Source organism: Propionibacterium sp. (genome assembly GCF_047719395.1).
Lineage (GTDB): Bacteria > Actinomycetota > Actinomycetes > Propionibacteriales > Propionibacteriaceae > Propionibacterium.
The window spans coordinates 1-17,119 of sequence record NZ_JBDNTB010000009.1; the positions used below are offsets into that span (position 1 = coordinate 1).

Annotated in this window: 14 protein-coding genes and 1 tRNA gene; 3 read left to right on the forward strand and 12 right to left on the reverse strand. The window is 66.5% G+C overall.

Going from position 1 to position 17,119, the window contains the following annotated elements; all coding sequences use genetic code 11:
- Positions 1-118: 118 nt before the first annotated feature.
- From eno to mfd, 4 genes are all read right to left on the reverse strand, one after another.
- Entirely contained in the window at positions 119-1,411 is a 1,293-nt protein-coding gene (eno, locus tag ABF648_RS02540) for a phosphopyruvate hydratase (RefSeq protein ID WP_415630725.1), read from the reverse strand.
- Positions 1,412-1,540: 129 nt separating this feature from the next.
- Entirely contained in the window at positions 1,541-2,197 is a 657-nt protein-coding gene (locus ABF648_RS02545; RefSeq protein WP_415630726.1) for a MazG family protein, read from the reverse strand.
- Positions 2,194-2,724, reverse strand: coding sequence for a hypothetical protein (locus ABF648_RS02550; protein WP_415630727.1), 531 nt, complete (start codon positions 2,722-2,724; stop codon positions 2,194-2,196). Before ABF648_RS02550 ends, ABF648_RS02545 begins: the two co-directional genes overlap by 4 nt.
- The gene (mfd, locus tag ABF648_RS02555) at positions 2,721-6,443 is read right to left on the reverse strand and encodes a transcription-repair coupling factor (RefSeq protein WP_415630728.1); all 3,723 of its coding nucleotides are present in this window, start codon (positions 6,441-6,443) and stop codon (positions 2,721-2,723) included. The genes ABF648_RS02550 and mfd overlap by 4 nt, the downstream gene beginning before the upstream one ends.
- Positions 6,444-6,688: 245 nt before the next feature.
- On the opposite strand from mfd, the gene ABF648_RS02560 reads away from it, so the two are divergent.
- Entirely contained in the window at positions 6,689-7,840 is a 1,152-nt protein-coding gene (locus ABF648_RS02560; protein WP_415630729.1) for a winged helix DNA-binding domain-containing protein, read from the forward strand.
- Positions 7,841-7,954: 114 nt separating this feature from the next.
- Here the strand turns inward: ABF648_RS02560 and pth are convergent, their stop codons facing one another.
- The 5 genes from pth to ABF648_RS02585 form a co-directional block, all read right to left on the reverse strand.
- Positions 7,955-8,545: an aminoacyl-tRNA hydrolase gene (pth, locus tag ABF648_RS02565; protein ID WP_415630730.1), complete on the reverse strand. Its 591-nt coding sequence runs from the start codon at positions 8,543-8,545 to the stop codon at positions 7,955-7,957.
- A gap of 85 nt (positions 8,546-8,630) precedes the next feature.
- Positions 8,631-9,293, reverse strand: coding sequence for a 50S ribosomal protein L25/general stress protein Ctc (locus ABF648_RS02570; RefSeq protein ID WP_415630731.1), 663 nt, complete (start codon positions 9,291-9,293; stop codon positions 8,631-8,633).
- A gap of 283 nt (positions 9,294-9,576) precedes the next feature.
- The gene (locus tag ABF648_RS02575) at positions 9,577-10,563 is read right to left on the reverse strand and encodes a ribose-phosphate diphosphokinase (RefSeq protein ID WP_415630732.1); all 987 of its coding nucleotides are present in this window, start codon (positions 10,561-10,563) and stop codon (positions 9,577-9,579) included.
- 52 nt (positions 10,564-10,615) lie between these two features.
- Positions 10,616-12,175 carry a bifunctional UDP-N-acetylglucosamine diphosphorylase/glucosamine-1-phosphate N-acetyltransferase GlmU gene (gene glmU, locus ABF648_RS02580; RefSeq protein ID WP_415630733.1) on the reverse strand — a complete coding sequence of 520 codons (1,560 nt, stop codon included), beginning with the start codon at positions 12,173-12,175 and terminating at the stop codon, positions 10,616-10,618.
- Positions 12,176-12,211: 36 nt separating this feature from the next.
- A tRNA-Gln gene (locus ABF648_RS02585) sits at positions 12,212-12,290 on the reverse strand.
- A 116-nt stretch (positions 12,291-12,406) separates the two neighbouring features.
- Here ABF648_RS02585 and pyrB point away from each other — a divergent pair.
- Positions 12,407-13,450, forward strand: a complete 1,044-nt coding sequence (gene pyrB, locus ABF648_RS02590; protein ID WP_415630734.1) for an aspartate carbamoyltransferase — start codon at positions 12,407-12,409, stop codon at positions 13,448-13,450.
- Positions 13,451-13,571: 121 nt separating this feature from the next.
- Positions 13,572-14,264 (forward strand): TetR/AcrR family transcriptional regulator, encoded by a 693-nt coding sequence (locus ABF648_RS02595; RefSeq protein WP_415630735.1) that lies wholly within the window; start codon positions 13,572-13,574, stop codon positions 14,262-14,264.
- Between the two features lie 9 nt (positions 14,265-14,273).
- Here the strand turns inward: ABF648_RS02595 and ABF648_RS02600 are convergent, their stop codons facing one another.
- From ABF648_RS02600 to ABF648_RS02610, 3 genes are all read right to left on the reverse strand, one after another.
- Entirely contained in the window at positions 14,274-15,209 is a 936-nt protein-coding gene (locus ABF648_RS02600) for a 4-(cytidine 5'-diphospho)-2-C-methyl-D-erythritol kinase (RefSeq protein WP_415630777.1), read from the reverse strand.
- Between the two features lie 122 nt (positions 15,210-15,331).
- Positions 15,332-16,183, reverse strand: a complete 852-nt coding sequence (gene rsmA, locus ABF648_RS02605) for a 16S rRNA (adenine(1518)-N(6)/adenine(1519)-N(6))-dimethyltransferase RsmA (protein ID WP_415630736.1) — start codon at positions 16,181-16,183, stop codon at positions 15,332-15,334.
- A complete protein-coding gene (locus tag ABF648_RS02610) occupies positions 16,183-17,103 on the reverse strand; it encodes a TatD family hydrolase (RefSeq protein ID WP_415630737.1) in 921 nt (306 codons plus the stop codon). The genes rsmA and ABF648_RS02610 overlap by 1 nt, the downstream gene beginning before the upstream one ends.
- Positions 17,104-17,119: the final 16 nt, after the last annotated feature.

Consider the following 17,119-nt stretch of genomic DNA (forward strand, 5'->3'; position numbering starts at 1 on the left):
CCCCCCCCCCCCCGGGGGGGGCCCCCCCCCCCCCCCCCCCCCCCCCCCCCCCCCCAGACAGTGAAGCGGAACCGGATCACTGATCCGGATCAGCGTTCACAACGCTTGTGACCCTTGTTCACCACTTGGTGCGATCGAAGCGGGGGAAGGCTTCTGCGCCGGCGTAGGCCGCCGCGTCGTCCAGATCCTGCTCGATGCGCAGCAGCTGGTTGTACTTGGCGATGCGCTCGCCACGGGCCGGAGCACCGGACTTGATCTGGCCGCAGGACAGCGCCACGGCGAGATCGGCGATGGTGGTGTCCTCAGTCTCACCGGAACGGTGGCTCATCATGGTGTGGAAGCCATTTCGGTGAGCCAGATTGACGGCGTCGATGGTCTCGGTGAGGGAACCGATCTGGTTCACCTTGACCAGCAGCGCATTGGCGGCGGGGGTGTCGATGCCCTTCTGGAGGCGCTTGACATTGGTGACGAACAGGTCGTCGCCGACCAGCTGCACCTTGTCGCCGATCTCCTTGGTCAGGGTGGCCCAGCCGTCCCAGTCCTCCTCGTCGAGGGGATCCTCGACGGAGACGAGCGGGTAGTCGTTGACGAGTTTCTCGAAGTACTCGATCATCTCGGCGGAGGTCTTCTCGGAGCCCTCGAAGGTGTACTTGCCCTCGTTGTAGAACTCGCTGGCAGCGACGTCGAGAGCCAGGGCCACATCCTTGCCGGGCACGTAGCCGGCCTTCTTGATGGCCTCCTCGATCAGGTCGAGGGCCTCACGGTTGGAGTCGAGGCTGGGAGCGAAACCGCCCTCGTCGCCAAGACCGGTGTTCAGGCCCTTGGCCTTGAGCACGCTCTTGAGGGAGTGGTACACGTCGGCGCCGATGCGGAAGGCCTCTGCGAAGCTCTCTGCACCGATCGGGGCGATCATGAACTCCTGGATGTCGACATTGGAGTCGGCGTGGGCGCCACCGTTGAGGATGTTCATCATCGGCACGGGGAGCAGGTAGGCAGTCGGACCACCGATGTACTTGTACAGCGGCAGGCCGGCGAACTCGGCCGAAGCCTTGGCCACGGCGAGGGAAACGCCGAGGATGGCATTGGCGCCCAGCTTGGCCTTGTTGTCGGTGCCGTCGAGAGCGATCATCGCGTCGTCGATTGCACGCTGGTCGCTGACGTCCAGGCCCAGAACCTCTTCCTGGATGGCGTCCTCGACATTGGATACAGCCTTCAGGACGCCCTTGCCGCCGAAGCGGTCCTTGTCGCCGTCACGCAGCTCGACGGCCTCGAAGGCGCCGGTGGAGGCACCGGACGGAACGGCTGCACGGGCCGACACGCCAGGCTCGTCCAGGTAGACCTCAACCTCAACGGTGGGATTTCCGCGCGAATCGAGGATCTCGCGAGCCTCGATGTGTTCGATAGCTGCCACGGGTTATGACCTTTCATAGTCTCGGAGAGCTGAACGCTCCTCGGGCTCAGCCTATCCGGTCGACTCCTGGGGGCTGCGTCCATCCCCTATCACAGTGTCGGCGGCCTTCTCATCCGGCCATTTGCAGACTCAGACGGAGCGCTGATCCCTCTCCAGACGGTGAATCCGCCGCTCCCAGGAACGCACCGCATCGCGGGTGGCCTGGTCGACGTCCACGCCACTGGCCTCGGCGCGCCGCACGATCGCAAGGATCTGCTCACCGGCCTGCTCGGCGGTGATCGGCTCGGCATCGGCCGAGCCCTCATCGGGACCGCCATTGTGCTCGCGCTGCGCCACCTTTGCGGCCTTGGCAAGGGCGGGGAGTGAGCCGGCGATGCCGTCCAGACAGGAATTGCGGTGCTTGGCGGCGCGCTTGCGCAACTCCCAGCTGGCGTCCAGATCGCTGGGCAGCTCGGCGCCCTTGTACACATACGGGTGGCGTGCGATGAGCTTCGCGGACGCAGAGTCGGCAACATCGTCGATGCCGAAGAGGCCGTCTTCACGGGCCAGCAGGGAGTGGAAGACCACCTGCATGAGCACATCGCCGAGTTCTTCCCGGAGATCTTCGGGGCTGCCCACCTCGATTGCGTCCACCGTTTCCGCACACTCCTCGACGAGATGCTTCACCAAGGAGCGATGGGTCTGGCGAGCATCCCAGGGGCACTCGCGGCGCAGCCTGGTCATCACCTCGACCAGCCGGGTCAGTTGGTGACCGGGCGCGGCCTCCCCCTCACGGGCTTCGCTCATGAGCCACTGGGCAGCGACATCGAACCCGTGCCGTTGACCAGCTGCTGGCTGCCATTCCAGCTGCCGTAGCGGGGATTCACCACGATGTCTTCGGCTGCTGCATCGTGAGCCACCTTGTCAGCACCCTCTTCCTGGGCCAGTGCGAGTAGTTTGAGCCTGCCGTCCAGGGCTTCACCGCAGGTCTCGTTCTTCGCGAACTGGGGGCCGTTCTGCAGGCTGGCCAGGGCCACTCGCTTGTCCGAGTCCTTGATGCTGACGCCGTACTGGGAGGCCAATTCGTCGGCGATCAGGCCCGAGGCCTGCCAGGACACGACATTGCGCCGCACGTCACCGTCGGTGAACTGGCTGGACAGACCCATCTCGTCCAGCACCTGGGAGCATCCCTTCGCGGAGTTCGTGATGGCGACTTCACTCACCGTCCTGTCGCCCATCTGCACAGCCGTATTGGGATTGGGCGAGCAACCTGCGAACAGGGCCAGCGTCACCACGGGCAGGGCCAGCGGGATGAGTCGTGAGCGTTTCGTCATCGGGACACTCCTTGGGTGGCACGGCTGTGGGCGCCTCGTCGCACATCTTCGTCCGAGACTAGTCCAGGCTTGCCTTTCCCGGCGTTGCCGTCGGGGCTGCGCTTCGCGGGTGCCAGGATGTCGCGCACGAATCCGGCCACCCACTCGAGGAGTGCATCATCGGTGATCGGCCGGCCTGCCACCTTCGCGGTGCGCGGAGCGGGCACCAGCAGCATGTTCGCGGCATTCTTGACCACTGTGCCCGGGTAGAGCCTTTCCAGGCGCAGCCGGCGGCTGTCGGGGATGGTGAGCTCGGTGCCGTCGGGGCCGTGCCTGCCCACCACCGGCGAGAAGCGGATGTTGTTGCCCTGTGCCATCACCTCGGTGACTCCGACCTCGCGGCACTGCCTGCGGAAGTCGGCAAGTTCCAGAAGGGAGTTCGCCTGGGCAGGCAGCGGACCGTAGCGGTCGATGAGTTCCTGGCGAAGCTCTTCGATCTGCTCCGTGCACCGGACCTCTGCGATGCGCTTGTACATCTCCAGCCGCAGCCGTTCTGATTCGACATAGTCGACGGGCAGATGCGCGTCGATGGGCAATTCGATGCGGATGGTGGGCTGCTCCTCGGCGGCAGAATCGCCCTTGTACTCGGCGACCGCCTCACCGACCAGGCGGAGGTACAGGTCGAAGCCGACATCGGCGATGTGGCCGGATTGCTCGTCACCGAGCAGATTTCCTGCACCGCGGATCTCCAGATCCTTCATGGCGATGGCCATGCCGGCGCCGAGGTCGTTGTTCGCGGCAAGAGCCGACAGCCTGTCGTGCGCGGTGGTGGTGAGCGGCCTGTCCGGCGGGTACAGGAAATAGGCGTAGCCACGTTCGCGGCCACGCCCCACCCGGCCCCGCAACTGGTGCAGCTGAGACAGGCCCATGTGGTCGGCGCGCTCGACGATGAGGGTGTTGGCGGTGGAGATGTCCAGGCCGGCCTCGACGATTGTCGAGCAGACGAGCACATCGGCACGGCGCTCCCAGAAGTCGAGCATCACCTTCTCCAGGGCCTTCTCGTTCATCTGCCCGTGTGCGACGGCGATCCGCGCCTCGGGCACCAGATCGCGGAGGCGAGCTGCGGTGCGGTCGATGGACTGCACGCGGTTGTGCACGAAGAAGGTCTGGCCCTCGCGTGCCAGCTCGCGGCGGATCGCAGCGACCACCTGGCCTTCGTCATAGGGGCCGGCGAAGGTGAGCACCGGATGGCGTTCCTCGGGTGGGGTGGCGATGGTGCTCATCTCGCGGATTCCGGTGACCGCCATTTCGAGGGTGCGCGGGATGGGCGTGGCGCTCATCGAGAGGACGTCGACGTTGACCCGCAGTTTCTTGAGGGCTTCCTTGTGCTCGACGCCGAAGCGTTGCTCCTCGTCGACGATCACCAGACCGAGATCCTTGAATTTGACTTTGTCGGAGAGCAGACGGTGAGTGCCGATCACGACATCGACCCTGCCCTCAGCAAGGCCCTGCATGGTACGACGGGTGTCTGCGGCGGTGGAGAACCGGCTGAGCTGCTCGACAACCACCGGGAACCCGGCATAGCGCTCCAGGAAGGTCTGGGCGTGCTGCTGGACCAGCAGCGTGGTGGGCACAAGCACGGCCACCTGCTTGCCGTCCTGGACGGCCTTGAAGGCGGCGCGCACCGCGATCTCGGTCTTGCCGTAGCCGACGTCGCCGCAGATCAGGCGATCCATCGGGATGATCTGCTCCATGTCCTGCTTGACGTCGACGATGCAGGACAGCTGGTCGGGCGTCTCGGTGAAGTAGAAGGCGTCCTCCATCTCCCGTTGCCAGGGCGTGTCCGGGCCGAAGGCGTGACCCCTGGTGGCCTGGCGGGCGGCATAGAGCTTGATGAGCCCTGCGGCGATCTGGTGAACGGCCTTCTTCGCCCTGGACTTTCGCTGCTTCCAGTCGGTGCCGCCCATCTTGTCCAGCGCCGGCGTTTCGCCGCCCACGTAGCGGGTCACCTGGTCGAGCTGGTCCATCGGCAGATAGAGCCGGTCGCCGGGCTGGCCGCGCCTCGAGGGGGCGTACTCGATGACCATGTACTCCCGCGTCGCACCGGCGACCGTGCGCTGCACCATCTCGACGAATCGGCCCACACCGTGCTGCTCGTGCACCAGCGGATCACCCGGGCGAAGCTGCAGGGGAACCACCTGATTGCGCCGTTTGGCCGGCATCTTGCGGGAGGAACGCGTCTCGGCGGGCTGGTGGGACAGGTCACCCGAGGCGACCAGGGCCAATTCGATCTCGGGGGCGCGGAAGCCGTGCGTCAGGGTGGAGACGACGACATTGACCACCTGGGCTTCGGGCCCCTGGTGATCCAGGTCGGTAACCTTCGCGGGAATGTCCCTCTCGGAGAGCAGCTCGGCCATCCGGCTTGCCAGGCCCTGCCCAGTCACGGAGAGGACCACGCGCCAGCCACGGTGCAGATCGGCCTTCATGGCTTCGGCCGCCGCCTCGGCGTCGCCCCGCCAACTCGGCATCGCCTCGATGCCGAGGCCGAGCGTGGCGACTCCCCCGCCGGCAGCGATCTCGGTGCCGTCAGGTCCAGGAACCGGGGCCGGGGCATCGGGGGCCGAGGTGAATGGCGACAGCGACCACCAGGCCTGGCCTCGGGACAGCGCCTGGGCGCGCACCTCGGACAGCTCGCGATAGGCCGAGGATGCCAGGTCGATGGGAGCTTTCCCGCCGGATGCTGCGGCGGCCCAGGACGCATGCAGGAATTCCTGGGAGGTGCGCACCAGATCGGCGGCCCGGGAGCGCACCAGCTCCGGGTCGGCCACCAGTACAAGCGTGTTCCCGGGCATCACGTCGACGAGCAGTTCCAACTCATCGACCAGAGCCGGGATGAGAGCCTCCATGCCCTCGCAGGCCTGGCCCTGGGAGATCTTCTCCAGCATCTCGGACAGTTCCGGGTGAGCGTCGATCAGCTGAGCGGCACGCTCCTGCACCTGCTCGCTGAGCAGGAGTTCACGGCAGGGCACGGCAGTGAATTCGTCGAGGCTCTCGTCGGTTGAGCGCTGGTCAGCGACGGTGAAGGTGTGCATCTCATCGACCGCGTCGCCGAAGAAGTCGATGCGCACCGGGTGATCGTCGGTGGGCCCGAAGACATCGACGATGCCGCCTCGCACGGCGAATTCGCCGCGACGCTCCACCAGGTCCACACGGGAGTAGGCCGCTGCCACCAGGTCGGCTTCGAGAAGCTCCAGTTCATAGTCCTCACCCACCCGGATGCGCACCGGTGTGAGCTGGGCCAGGCCCTTGACCTGGGGTTGCAGGACCGAACGGACCGGAGCGACAACCACTTTCGGCGCGGGTGCCTCGTCTCGTCCCGCGATCCTGCGCAACACGGTGAGCCTGCGTCCAACTGTGTCGGAGCGCGGGCTGAGACGCTCGTGAGGCAGCGTTTCCCAGGCCGGGTAATAGCACACGGCCTCCTCGCCGAGGATGCCGGAGAGTTCGTCGGCGAACGCCTCGGCTTCACGGAAGGTGGAGGTGACCACCAGCAGCGGGCGATGCGTGGATTCGATGAGGGCGGACGCCAGCAGAGTGCGGACCGATGCTGGGCCGGTGATGTCGAGTGCATCGACCCCGGCAGCTGCCTGCTCGATCGTGCTGGCTATTCCGGGATCCCGGCCGAAGGTGTCGATGAGGCCGTGCAGATTCACTCTGGTGAGACTACCTGTGCCCGTCAACCGCGCCGAGCATGAGGTTGCGGCGCGCCGGAGATCATCGCCGTGGCATCTGTCTTCCGCGCTGAGGCGTGACTCCGCTCGGCAGCTGCCTTCGCTCTTTACGCTGATTCCGCGTTCCCTCACACCCCCGCCACCTGTGCACCTGGTGCGCTCTTCACGAGGCGTGGTCAACGCGAGTGGGGACCAGGTTTCCCCGGCGCTGGTGGACCGCGCGATGTCGGTGCTCACCGTTAGCCTTGGTGGGTATGACCCCCAGCGGCAAACCCCGGTGGCTCGGAACCCGGGTCAGCTCCGAGCTGCGTCCGGTGCTCGGGGCGCGACTGAGGGCACAGCACCTGATCGGCCCACCTGCACCCGGCGTTGCCGATGCCGTCCATGACGCCTTGGCGATGCAGTCGCAGGACCCTCCGCTGGCACGGTTCTCGATTGCGCTGCGCACAGGACTCAGCCACGATGACGAGGTCGTGCAACAGCTCGGCTCGGGCGAGGTGCTGCGCACCCACGTCCTGCGTCCCACCTGGCATTACGTGCACCGCGATGACGTGCGCTGGCTGCTTCGCCTGACCGGCCCGAAGATCATCTCCGGAACGGCCTCGCGGCACCGCCAGCTCGGCATCGATGACCAGGTCCGCGACGAGGCCTTTTCCTGCATCCAGCGGGCGCTGTCAGACGGGCAGACCCTGACGCGCAAGCAGCTGCACCCGTTGTTGCCCGTCACCGGATTCGCCCGGCAGGGCCAGGTGGTGGGTCACCTGCTGTTTCTCGCTGAGATGGACGCGCTGATCGCATCGGGCCCGTCACGAGAGGGCGAGCAGACCTACCGGCTCATGGACGAGATCGTTCCCGAGGACACTCCGCTGCCCAGCGACGAGGCAGCCGTGCATCTGGTGCAACGGTTCGTGGCCGGGCGCGGCCCCAGCTCGGTGCACGACATCCAACGCTGGTGCGTGCTGGCCAAGGGCCAGATCACCACGGCACTACGCGATTCGGACCTGGCCCACGGCCACGTCGAGGGCGTCGAGCTGTGGTGGCCGGCCGATGCTCCCCCCCGGGGTGATTGTCGGGGCACCTGGTTGCTGCCGATGTACGACGAGGCATACGGCTGCCACGATGAGACACGGTTCCCGCGTCCGGCCGGCCACAGGATGGGTCACACACACGTGGAAGGAGCCGGTGCAGGCCACGGCGTCATCATCGTGGACGGCCGCGACATCGGCCGCTTCGTGCTCACCGGCTCTGCCAGGGCCAAGAAGCTGGACCTGGAACTGGCACCGAGGATTTCGACGACGACGCGCGCCAAGACGGTGGCACCGGCCCGGCGCCTGGCAGCGTTCACCGGGGCACAGAAGGTGACCACATCGGTGACAGGCGTCCCCGCGGGTGCTGAAACGGCCTGAATCCCAGCTCAACCAGCTGATGGGCTGCGACCTTGGGACGTGCACCGGTGAAAAGTGAAGTTCATCACACTGTCTCGCTGCAATCAGGTGGGCAGCCGCCTGGGCTGCCGGAAATCAGGAGTTGAACTGGTTCTGCGCTGCAGGCAGGCCCTGGGTCAGCAGCGTCAGCACTGCGTCGGCGGCACGATCGACGTCGAGCGCGGTCTGGTCCCGGTCGGCCTTGGCGATGCGGCCCAGCACGTAGTCAGCGCCGGCTCCGTGGCCGGGAGGACGCCCGATGCCGATCCTCACCCGGTAGAAGTCCCCGCTCCCGAGGTGCGCACGGATCGACCGCAGGCCATTGTGACCATTGTCACCGCCGCCTCGTTTGAGCCGTAGCTGACCGGGATCCAGATCAAGTTCGTCATGCACCACGACGAGCCGATCTGCATCGAGGTGATGGAAGTCCATGAGGGCACGGACCGCCTGCCCGGACTCGTTCATGAAGGTGAGCGGCCTTGCGATCACCACTGCCTCACCACCGGGCAGGCCCAGACCGGACTCACCGACGCGGGTGCTCACGACCTGCGCGTGCATGCCGCGAGCGGTCTTCCAGCGCTCACCCGCCTGCCGGACCAGTTCGTCGGCCGCAAGGTAGCCCACGTTGTGCCGTGTGCTGCTGTATTGACGGCCCGGATTTCCCAGACCCACAACCAGCCAGGTCATGACCTCTCCTCAGTCCAGGAACGCCGAGGGGCGGGCCCAGCACAGGCACGCCCCTCGACTCGTTCTTGTCCTGCGGTCGCCAGGATCACTCCTTGGCGTCGCCCTCGGCGTCACCCTCACCCTCGCCTTCGGCGTCACCCTCACCCTCATCCTCGGCGACTTCTGCCTCAGGCTGGTTCTCAGCGAGCTCAGCCTCCAGGGCTTCCTCGCTGATCGGTGCGGAAGCGGACAGGATGAGCTGCTCGGGATCGGTATCGAGCTCGGAGCCCTCGGGCAGAACGACCTGGCTGGCCAGGATCTGGTCGCCGACGACGAGACCCTCGACGGAAACCTCGATCCTGTTCGGGATGTTGGTGGCCTCGGCGCGGATCGACAGGTGCGTGCGCTCCTCGTTGAGGATCGTCTCGGGCGCAGGGGTGCCCAGGAACTCCAGGGGAACCTCGACGACGACCTTCTCGCCCTTGACCACGAGGATCAGGTCGACGTGCTCGATGAAATTGGTGATGGGATCGCGCTGGACCTGCTTCGGGAGTGCCAGGTGCTCGTCGCCTCCGGCCAGCGCCAGGTGCAGCAGCGCATTCTCCTGGCGCAGTGCCAGCAGCGTCTCGTGGCCCGGCAGTGTCAGGTGCACGGGATCTGTTCCGTGCCCGTAGAGCACTGCGGGGATCTTGTCCGCACGGCGGATGCGGCGGGCCGCACCCTTGCCGAACTCTGTCCTGGACTCGGCGGTGAGTTGAATCTCAGCCATCGGTTCTCCTTCACGAGATCTGCTTCACGGTGATGCGCCGACGGTGGCCGGCACGTGTGCGGGGAACCCGCACGAGGGGGCACTCATGCCAGGCGGGGAACGAGAAGCGGAACCGGAGAATCGGACGCGACATGCGCCCCGGCGGGAAGAAACCCGCAGTGCGCCAGTCGATCACGGATCAGCACAGTCTGAGCCCTCGCCAAGCAACCTGCACAGCATAGCGGATCAGCTGCGCACCTGCGAACGCCGCGGTGAGCGCGGCCGAGCACTCGCCTGTCCAGCGCTAATGGACCTGCGCCCCGTTGGTGAACAGGCTGGTCACCGAACCGTCCTCGAAGACCTCGCGGATGGCCCGGGCCAGCAGCGGGGCGATGGACAGCACCGTCATCTTCGGAATGTCGATGCCAGGGGGAACCGGCAGGGTGTTCGTGACGATGATCTCCTCGAAAGGCGTTGCGTTGAGCCTCTCCTCGGCCGGCCCGGAAAGCACCGCGTGGGTTGCAGCGGCGATCACCTTGGCGGCACCGTGCTCCAGCAGCGCGTTGGCGGCCTGGCAGATGGTGCCGGCAGTGTCGATCATGTCGTCGACGAGCATGCAGGTGCGTCCCTCGACATCACCGACCACTTCGTGCACCTTCACCAGATTCGCCTTTGTCGGATCGTGGCGCTTGTGGATGATGGCCAGCGGCATCTTCAGCCGGTCGCTCCACATGTCGGCCAGCCGCACACGGCCGGCGTCGGGACTGACCACGACCATCTGGTCGTGGGAATATTTCTTCTCGACATAGTCGGCGAGCACCGGAAGCCCGGAGAGGTGGTCCAAAGGACCGTTGAAGAAGCCCTGGATCTGGGCGGCGTGCAGGTCGACGGACATGATCCTGTCGGCGCCTGCGGTGGTCATCAGATCGGAGACCAGGCGCGCCGAGATGGGCTCGCGCCCCAGATGCTTCTTGTCCTGGCGGGCGTAGGGGAAGCACGGCGCGACCACCGTGATCCGCTTGGCCGAGGCCCGTTTGAGGGCATCCACCATGATGAGCTGCTCCATCAACCACTCATTGACCGGCGCCGGATGGCTCTGGATCACGAAGGCGTCGCAGCCGCGCACCGACTCCTCGAATCGGACGTAGATCTCGGAGTTGGCGTAGGTGATCAGCCGGCTCGGGACCAGCTCCACGTCCATCAGGTCGGCGACGCGCTGCGCCAACTCCGGGTAGGCCCGTCCTGAGAACAGCATGAGATGCTGCTCGCCCTTGCGCTTGACGCCGCTCATTCGCGCTTGTCCCCTTGGTGTTGACGATCAGTGTGTGGTCGGTAGCCGAAAATCAGTGTGTGGTCGGTGTCGTCTTGGCTGCGTCGGCCGCCAACATCTCCCGGCTGGCGAGCACAGCAGGGTGCACGTCACTGGTGTCGTGCCGGGCAGACTGATCGGCCCTGGAGCCCGGACGGCGCCTCGCCACCCAGCCCTGCGACAGGTGGAGCCGCCCGCGGGCCACTGCCAGGGCACCCGCCGGGACATCCTCGGCGATCGTCGAACCGGCCGCCACGAAGGCACCGGAGCCCACATCGACCGGCGCCACCAGCACGGAATTCGATCCGATGAAGACGTCGTCCCCGACATGCGTCGTGGACTTGTGCTTGCCGTCGTAGTTGGCGAAAATCGTGCCGGCCCCGACATTGATGCCGGTGTCCAATATCGCGTCACCGCAGTAGGTCAGGTGCGGCACCTTGGAACCGGCACCGATCTTGGCGTTCTTGGTCTCGACGAAGGTGCCGATCTTGCCGTGCTCGGACAGCTCGGTGCCCGGCCGCAGCCGCGCCCACGGGCCGACATCGGTGTGCGGCCCGATCACCGAAAGCTCACCGTGGGTACGCACGACGTGCGCCCCCACGCCCACCTCGACATCCTTCAGCGTCGTGTCCGGGCCGATCACCGCGCCGGCCGAGACGCTGGTGGCGCCCAGCAGCTGGGTGCACGGCAGGATCGTGACATCGGCTTCGAGGGTGACATCGTCCTCGATCCAGGTCGTCTTCGGGTCGGCGATGGTCACGCCCTCGATCATCCAGTGCTCGCAGATTCGGCGGTTGACTTCGGCGTTCATCTGAGACAGCTGCAAGCGATCGTTGACGCCCTTGGTCTGCCAGGTGTCCTCGGTCTGGTAGGTGCCCACCTGGTGCCCGAGCTGGTTGGCGAACTCCACCACATCGGTGAGGTACAGCTCATGCTGGGCGTTGGCCCCGGACAGCCGCTTCAATCCCGCCCGCAGAACCTGTGCGTTGAAGACATAGATACCGGAGTTGACTTCGGTGATGAACAGCTCGTCGGCGTCCGCGTCCTTCTGCTCGACGATGCGCAGCACACGCCGGCCATCGCGCACGACACGGCCGTACCCGGTGGGGTCATCGAGCTGGGCGGTGAGCACCGTGACGGCATTGGAGTGCTCCTCGTGCGCACCGAGCAGGGAGTCGAGGGTGTCCCCGGTGAGCATCGGCACATCGGCATAGGTGATCACCACATTGCCGCGCAGGTCCGCCGGCACTGCGGACATGCCGCAGCGCACCGCGTGGCCGGTACCCAGCTGCTGGTCCTGGACGACGACCGTCACATCAGGAGCGATGTCTGCGAGATGGGCCTCCACCTGCTCACGCTCAAAGCCGACCACCACGACGAGATGCTCGGGGTGCAGGCTCTCGGCGGCGCGGACCGCGTAGCTGAGCATGGACTTTCCCGCGACCTTGTGGAGCAGCTTCGAGGTACTCGACTTCATCCGGGTGCCGTGCCCCGCGGCGAGCACGATGACCGCGCTGACCTTCGTGTCCGGCGCGGACTCCTGCGCAGAATTCTCCGCAGCCGAGCCGGATTCGGTTTGCTGACCGGCGCTCATGATTCCCCCTGTTCGGATGGACACCCCCCTGAGCAGCTCCCTGGGCAGGAGTCGAACCTGCGGCGCTAGTCCTGATTCAAAGTCAGGCGGGCCCTACCGGCAGACCAACCAGGGAATGATCACCCGAGGCGACCTGGCAATTCTAGGGCCCATGCGCCGCGCGATGACAAACCCTCCATCGTGACCGGGCCATGATTCGGCCGTGCACCGGGCGTCCTCTAGGCTGCCCCCGTGAGTAAGGACGGCGTGCAAACCCAGTCAGAACTTCCCGTTTTCGGTACCGGACAGCACTTGCTGAGCGTGATGCAACTCGATCGCGACGTCCTGACAAGGCTTTTCGCCACTGCTGAGGCGCTACGGCCGGTGGGCCAGGGCACGCAGGTGTGCCGTATCCTCGAAGGAGCTGTGCTCGGCTCGTTGTTCTTCGAGCCCAGCACCCGCACCCGGTTGAGTTTCGAGTCGGCCTTCCACCGGCTCGGCGGATCGGTGGTCTCGACCACCGGCTTCACCTTCAGCTCGATGGCCAAGGGCGAATCCATCCATGACACCGCCCGTGTGGTCTCCGGCTATTCCGATGCGCTGGTGGTGCGCCATCCGGACACCGGTTCGGTCGCCCAGTTCGCCGACGCCTCGGTTGTTCCGGTGATCAATGCGGGCGACGGTTCCGGCGAGCATCCGAGCCAATCGCTGCTCGACCTGTTCACGATGCGCAAGGAGCTGACCGCTCGCGGCAAGAGCATCGACGGCGCCACGATCGCAGTGCTCGGCGACCTGCGCTACGGCCGCACCGTGCATTCCCTGCTGCAAGTGCTCGGTCTGTACGACAAGGTCAGTTTCCGGGTCTTCGGCCCGCCCGCGCTGGCGCTGCCGGCGGAGTTCTTCGAGCGCGTCGCGGCCAGCGGCAACCACATCGTCGAATGCGGATCGGTGGCCGAAGCCATCGCCCCGGCAGACGTCATCTACTGCACACGGGTGCAGAAGGAACGGCTCAGCGAGGAGGACGAGCAGGCCGTGCACCTCGAGGGGGATCTGATCAACCGGGAGATCCTGGACAGGAGCGGACGTCCCGACGCGATCATCATGCACCCGCTGCCCCGCGACTCCCGCCACAACTCCTTCGACCTGTCCCCCGATGTGGACGACTTCCCCGGCCTGGCGATCTTCCGGCAGACCGACAACGGCCTGCTGGTGCGGATGGCGATCTTCTCCCATGCCCTCGGTGTTGCCGACGAGGTCACCAAGAATCTCCGCCCGGCAAGCTGGTACCGGCGCTGAGCACGGCGTACAACCCGGGATCACCGAGCCTGCGAAGATCCCGAAATCCTCGAGCCTCGCGAAGACCCCTGAATCCCTGCGCACAGCGGGGCCCCGGAATCAGCTGTGCAACACTGAGCCCATGAGTCAGGGCCCCGCAACCCAGGAATCTGGGGAGCGGCCACGCCACGGCCGGACGAGGATGAGCTCCGGTGAACGCCGTGAGCAACTCATCAATGTGGCCCGGACGCTGTTCGCCGAACGAGGTTTCGACGGCACCTCCGTCGAAGAGGTCGCCGCGCACGCACACGTCAGCAAACCCGTGGTGTACGGCCACTTCGGCGGCAAGGAAGGCCTCTACGCGGTCGTCGTCGACCGCGAGGTGACCACCTTGGACGATGCCATCATGACCGCCATCTCCCGGCGTTCGGCGAGCTACCGCGAGGTGATCGAGCGCGGCACACTGGCCCTGCTCAACTACATCGATGACCGTCCGGACGGCTTCCGGATCCTCTCCCGGGACTCGCCGGTGGGCAACCCGGCAGGATCCTTCGCGTCCATCATCAATGACATCGCGACCCGGGTGGAAGACCTGCTGAAACCGCCTCTGGTGAGCCGTGGATACGATCCGGCGATCGCCGGCATCTACTCCCAGGCGCTGGTGGGGCTGGTGAGTTCGGCGGGCCTGGCATGGGTGGACACCAGGAAACCCGACAAGGCGACAGTGGCTGCCGAGTTGGTCAATCTCACCTGGAACGGCCTGGCATCCCTGGAACACCGGCCGCGGCTGCTGACCACGCATGCCGATGCCGGGGCATCACCCGCCGAGGGATGAGTCGATCCTTCAGGACACCAGCTGGGCGCCGGGAACCGGGCCGCTGGCACGGCGCACCTCGTGCACCTGCGGAAGGATTTTCAGCACAGCCTCGACATTGCGGGCATCGGTCTGGGAGGCGCACAGGAAGGCGCAGGTCGGCCCGGAGCCCGAGATGATTCCGACCAGGGCGCCGGCTCTCTTGCCGACCTCCAGGGTCTTGCGCAGTTCGGGACAGATCTGACACGCCGCCTCTTGCAGGTCGTTGTGCATGTGTTCCGCGACGCCTTCGGCATCACCGCCGGCAAGCGCATTGAGTAATTCCCGAGGTGGCTCGGTCCCGCTCTGAGGCATCGGCTCCACCTCGCCGCGGGCGATCTGCTCGTCGAATTGGCGGAAAACCTGCGGGGTGGACAGTCCCCTGGGAGCAAGGGCGAGCACCCACTGGTAGCTGCCCCTGGTGAGCACCGGGACGAGCTGCTCGCCGCGTCCGTGGCCGATGGCCGTGCCACCCAGCAGCGCGAAGGGAACATCGGAACCGATCTTGGCGGCGAGATCGTGCAGGTCGTCCGGGGTGGTGTCCAGATCCCCCAGCACCGAGCAGGCGAGCAGGGCTGCCGCAGCATCGGCCGAACCGCCCGCCATGCCGCCGGCGACGGGGATGGTCTTGGTGATGTCCAGGTGCACTCCCTGGTCGGCCTGCCCGTGCTCGGCACGCAGCAGGACGGCGGCGCGCACCGCGAGATTCGTCGCATCGTCCCTGACCCTGTCGGACTGGCCGCCGTGGGTGTGCACGTCGATGACATCGTCCGCGCGGCGTTCGGCGACGACCTCGTCGAACAGCGACACCGCATGGAAGACGGTGCTCAGCTCGTGGTAGCCGTCGTCACCGCGAGTGGCCAGCCGCAGGTACAGATTGACCTTGGCGGCCACCCTCACCTTGACGCGGGTGTCCACGGGGCCCAGGCTGTTGGCCGAGTCGCCGTCCCGCGTGCTGTCGGAGTCACTCACGGGCCCAAAGTAGCGCGCGACGCAGCCCTACGTCCGCTCCGGGCCATCACGAATGTCGTTGTTGCGCTGCGGTGTGCCTAGTTCACCGCAGCGAGCCGTTCAGCGATCGCCGCGAAGCCTGCGATGTCGACGGTCTCGCCACGCGCGGTGGGCTCCAATCCGGCCTCGGCGATGGCCTTCGATGCGGCCGCGGAGCCTCCGGCGATCCCGGCCAGGGCCGAGCGCAACATCTTGCGGCGCTGGCCGAAGGCGGCGTCGATCACCCTGAAAACCTCTTCGCGGGACGCGCTGGTCGACGGCGGCTGATGCCTGGTGAGGCGCACCAGGCCGGATGCCACCTTGGGCACCGGCCAGAAGACGCTTGCCGGCACCGTGGAGATCCGCTCGGCATCGGCGTACCAGGCGAGTTTGGCGCTGGGTACGCCGTAGACCTTGGAGCCGGGGGGTGCCACCAACCGGTCGGCCACCTCCAACTGCACCATGACCAGCCCTGCCTGCCAGCTCGGGAAGCGGGCCAGCATGTGCAGCAGCACCGGTACCGACACGTTGTAGGGCAGGTTGGCCACCAGCCGCGTGGGGGCCGGAGCAGGCAGCTCTCCGATGGCCATGGCGTCGGCGCTGAGCACCCGGAGCATCGCTTCGCGCCCGGGCTGGTGGGTGGCGACGGTGCCGGGCAGGATGTCGGCGAGCCTCCTGTCGATCTCGATGGCCGTCACCGATGCTCCGGTCTCCAGCAGACCCAGGGTCAGCGAGCCGAGCCCCGGTCCGATCTCCAGGACGACATCCTCAGGGCCGACCTCGGCCAGCGAGACGATCCGGCGCACCGTATTGGCGTCCACCACGAAGTTCTGGCCCAGGGTCTTGGTGGGACGCAGACCGAGCTGCTGGGCGTAGTGGCGAAGGGTTGTAGGGTCGAGCAGCTCAGCCATCAGCCGACCTGGCTCCAGGGGCCGCCGTAGGCCTCATCGGTGTTGAGATTGATCTCGTGGCACCAGGTCTCGAGGTCCGGTGGTTCGCCGGGAGTGTGTATGGAACGGTTGAGGGCCCGGTTCTCCACCAGGAAGCGCAGGGTGTGCGGGGCGAGATAGGGGGCATTCGGCCGGCCGCGCAAGGGGGCGGGCGTGAGATAGGGAGCGTCTGTCTCCAGCAGGACCCGCTCCGGCGGGGTGACCGCAAGGGCCTTGCGCAGCGAGACATTGGCCTTGAATGTGAGCGAGCCCCCGAAGCTCAGCCAGACCTCGTGCTTGAGACAGACCAGCGCGAAATCGGCGTCCCCGCTGAAGCAGTGGAAGACGGTGCGCTCCGGCCATCCCACCTTGTCGAGCACGGACAGCACATCGGCATGGGCATCGCGATCGTGGATGACAAGGGTCTTGCCGGTGGCCTTGGCAATCTCGATGTGCGCGGCGAAGGCGCGCCGCTGCAGTTCGCGGTTCTCGTCGGCGTGGGTGCGGAAGTAATCCAGGCCTGTCTCACCCACGGCTCGCACCTGGGAGCGCATCGCCAACTTCTGGATCTGGGCCATTGCCTCGTCAAGAGCCGCGGGGGCCTCGCGGGAGACCAGCTTCACCGCATCGTTGGGGTGCACGGCGACAGCGGCCACCACCTGCTCGTGCTGCGCGGCGAAGTCTGCGGCCCAATAGCTGCTCACCACATCGCATCCCACCTGGACCGTCCGGGTCACTCCCACGGATTCAGCCGCAGAAAGATTCGCCTCGGGCGACAGGCCTGACATTTCATGGGTGGAATCCAGATGGGTGTGGTTGTCCACAACATCGGCGGGCAGGGCTTCTGGCAGCGGTGGCAGACCGAGCCGGACCAACTCGTCTGGGATCGAAACGGAAGTCACGCGCCCCATTCTTGTC

Excerpts from the sequence above, each read along its gene's own strand:
- ABF648_RS02545 (WP_415630726.1), bottom strand. The coding sequence starts at position 2,197 with ATGAGCGAAGCCCGTGAGGGGGAGGCCGCGCCCGGTCACCAACTGACC.
- ABF648_RS02550 (WP_415630727.1), bottom strand. The coding sequence starts at position 2,724 with ATGACGAAACGCTCACGACTCATCCCGCTGGCCCTGCCCGTGGTGACG.
- ABF648_RS02560 (WP_415630729.1), top strand. The coding sequence starts at position 6,689 with ATGACCCCCAGCGGCAAACCCCGGTGGCTCGGAACCCGGGTCAGCTCC.
- pth (WP_415630730.1), bottom strand. The coding sequence starts at position 8,545 with ATGACCTGGCTGGTTGTGGGTCTGGGAAATCCGGGCCGTCAATACAGC.
- ABF648_RS02570 (WP_415630731.1), bottom strand. The coding sequence starts at position 9,293 with ATGGCTGAGATTCAACTCACCGCCGAGTCCAGGACAGAGTTCGGCAAG.
- ABF648_RS02575 (WP_415630732.1), bottom strand. The coding sequence starts at position 10,563 with ATGAGCGGCGTCAAGCGCAAGGGCGAGCAGCATCTCATGCTGTTCTCA.
- glmU (WP_415630733.1), bottom strand. The coding sequence starts at position 12,175 with ATGAGCGCCGGTCAGCAAACCGAATCCGGCTCGGCTGCGGAGAATTCT.
- ABF648_RS02595 (WP_415630735.1), top strand. The coding sequence starts at position 13,572 with ATGAGTCAGGGCCCCGCAACCCAGGAATCTGGGGAGCGGCCACGCCAC.
- rsmA (WP_415630736.1), bottom strand. The coding sequence starts at position 16,183 with ATGGCTGAGCTGCTCGACCCTACAACCCTTCGCCACTACGCCCAGCAG.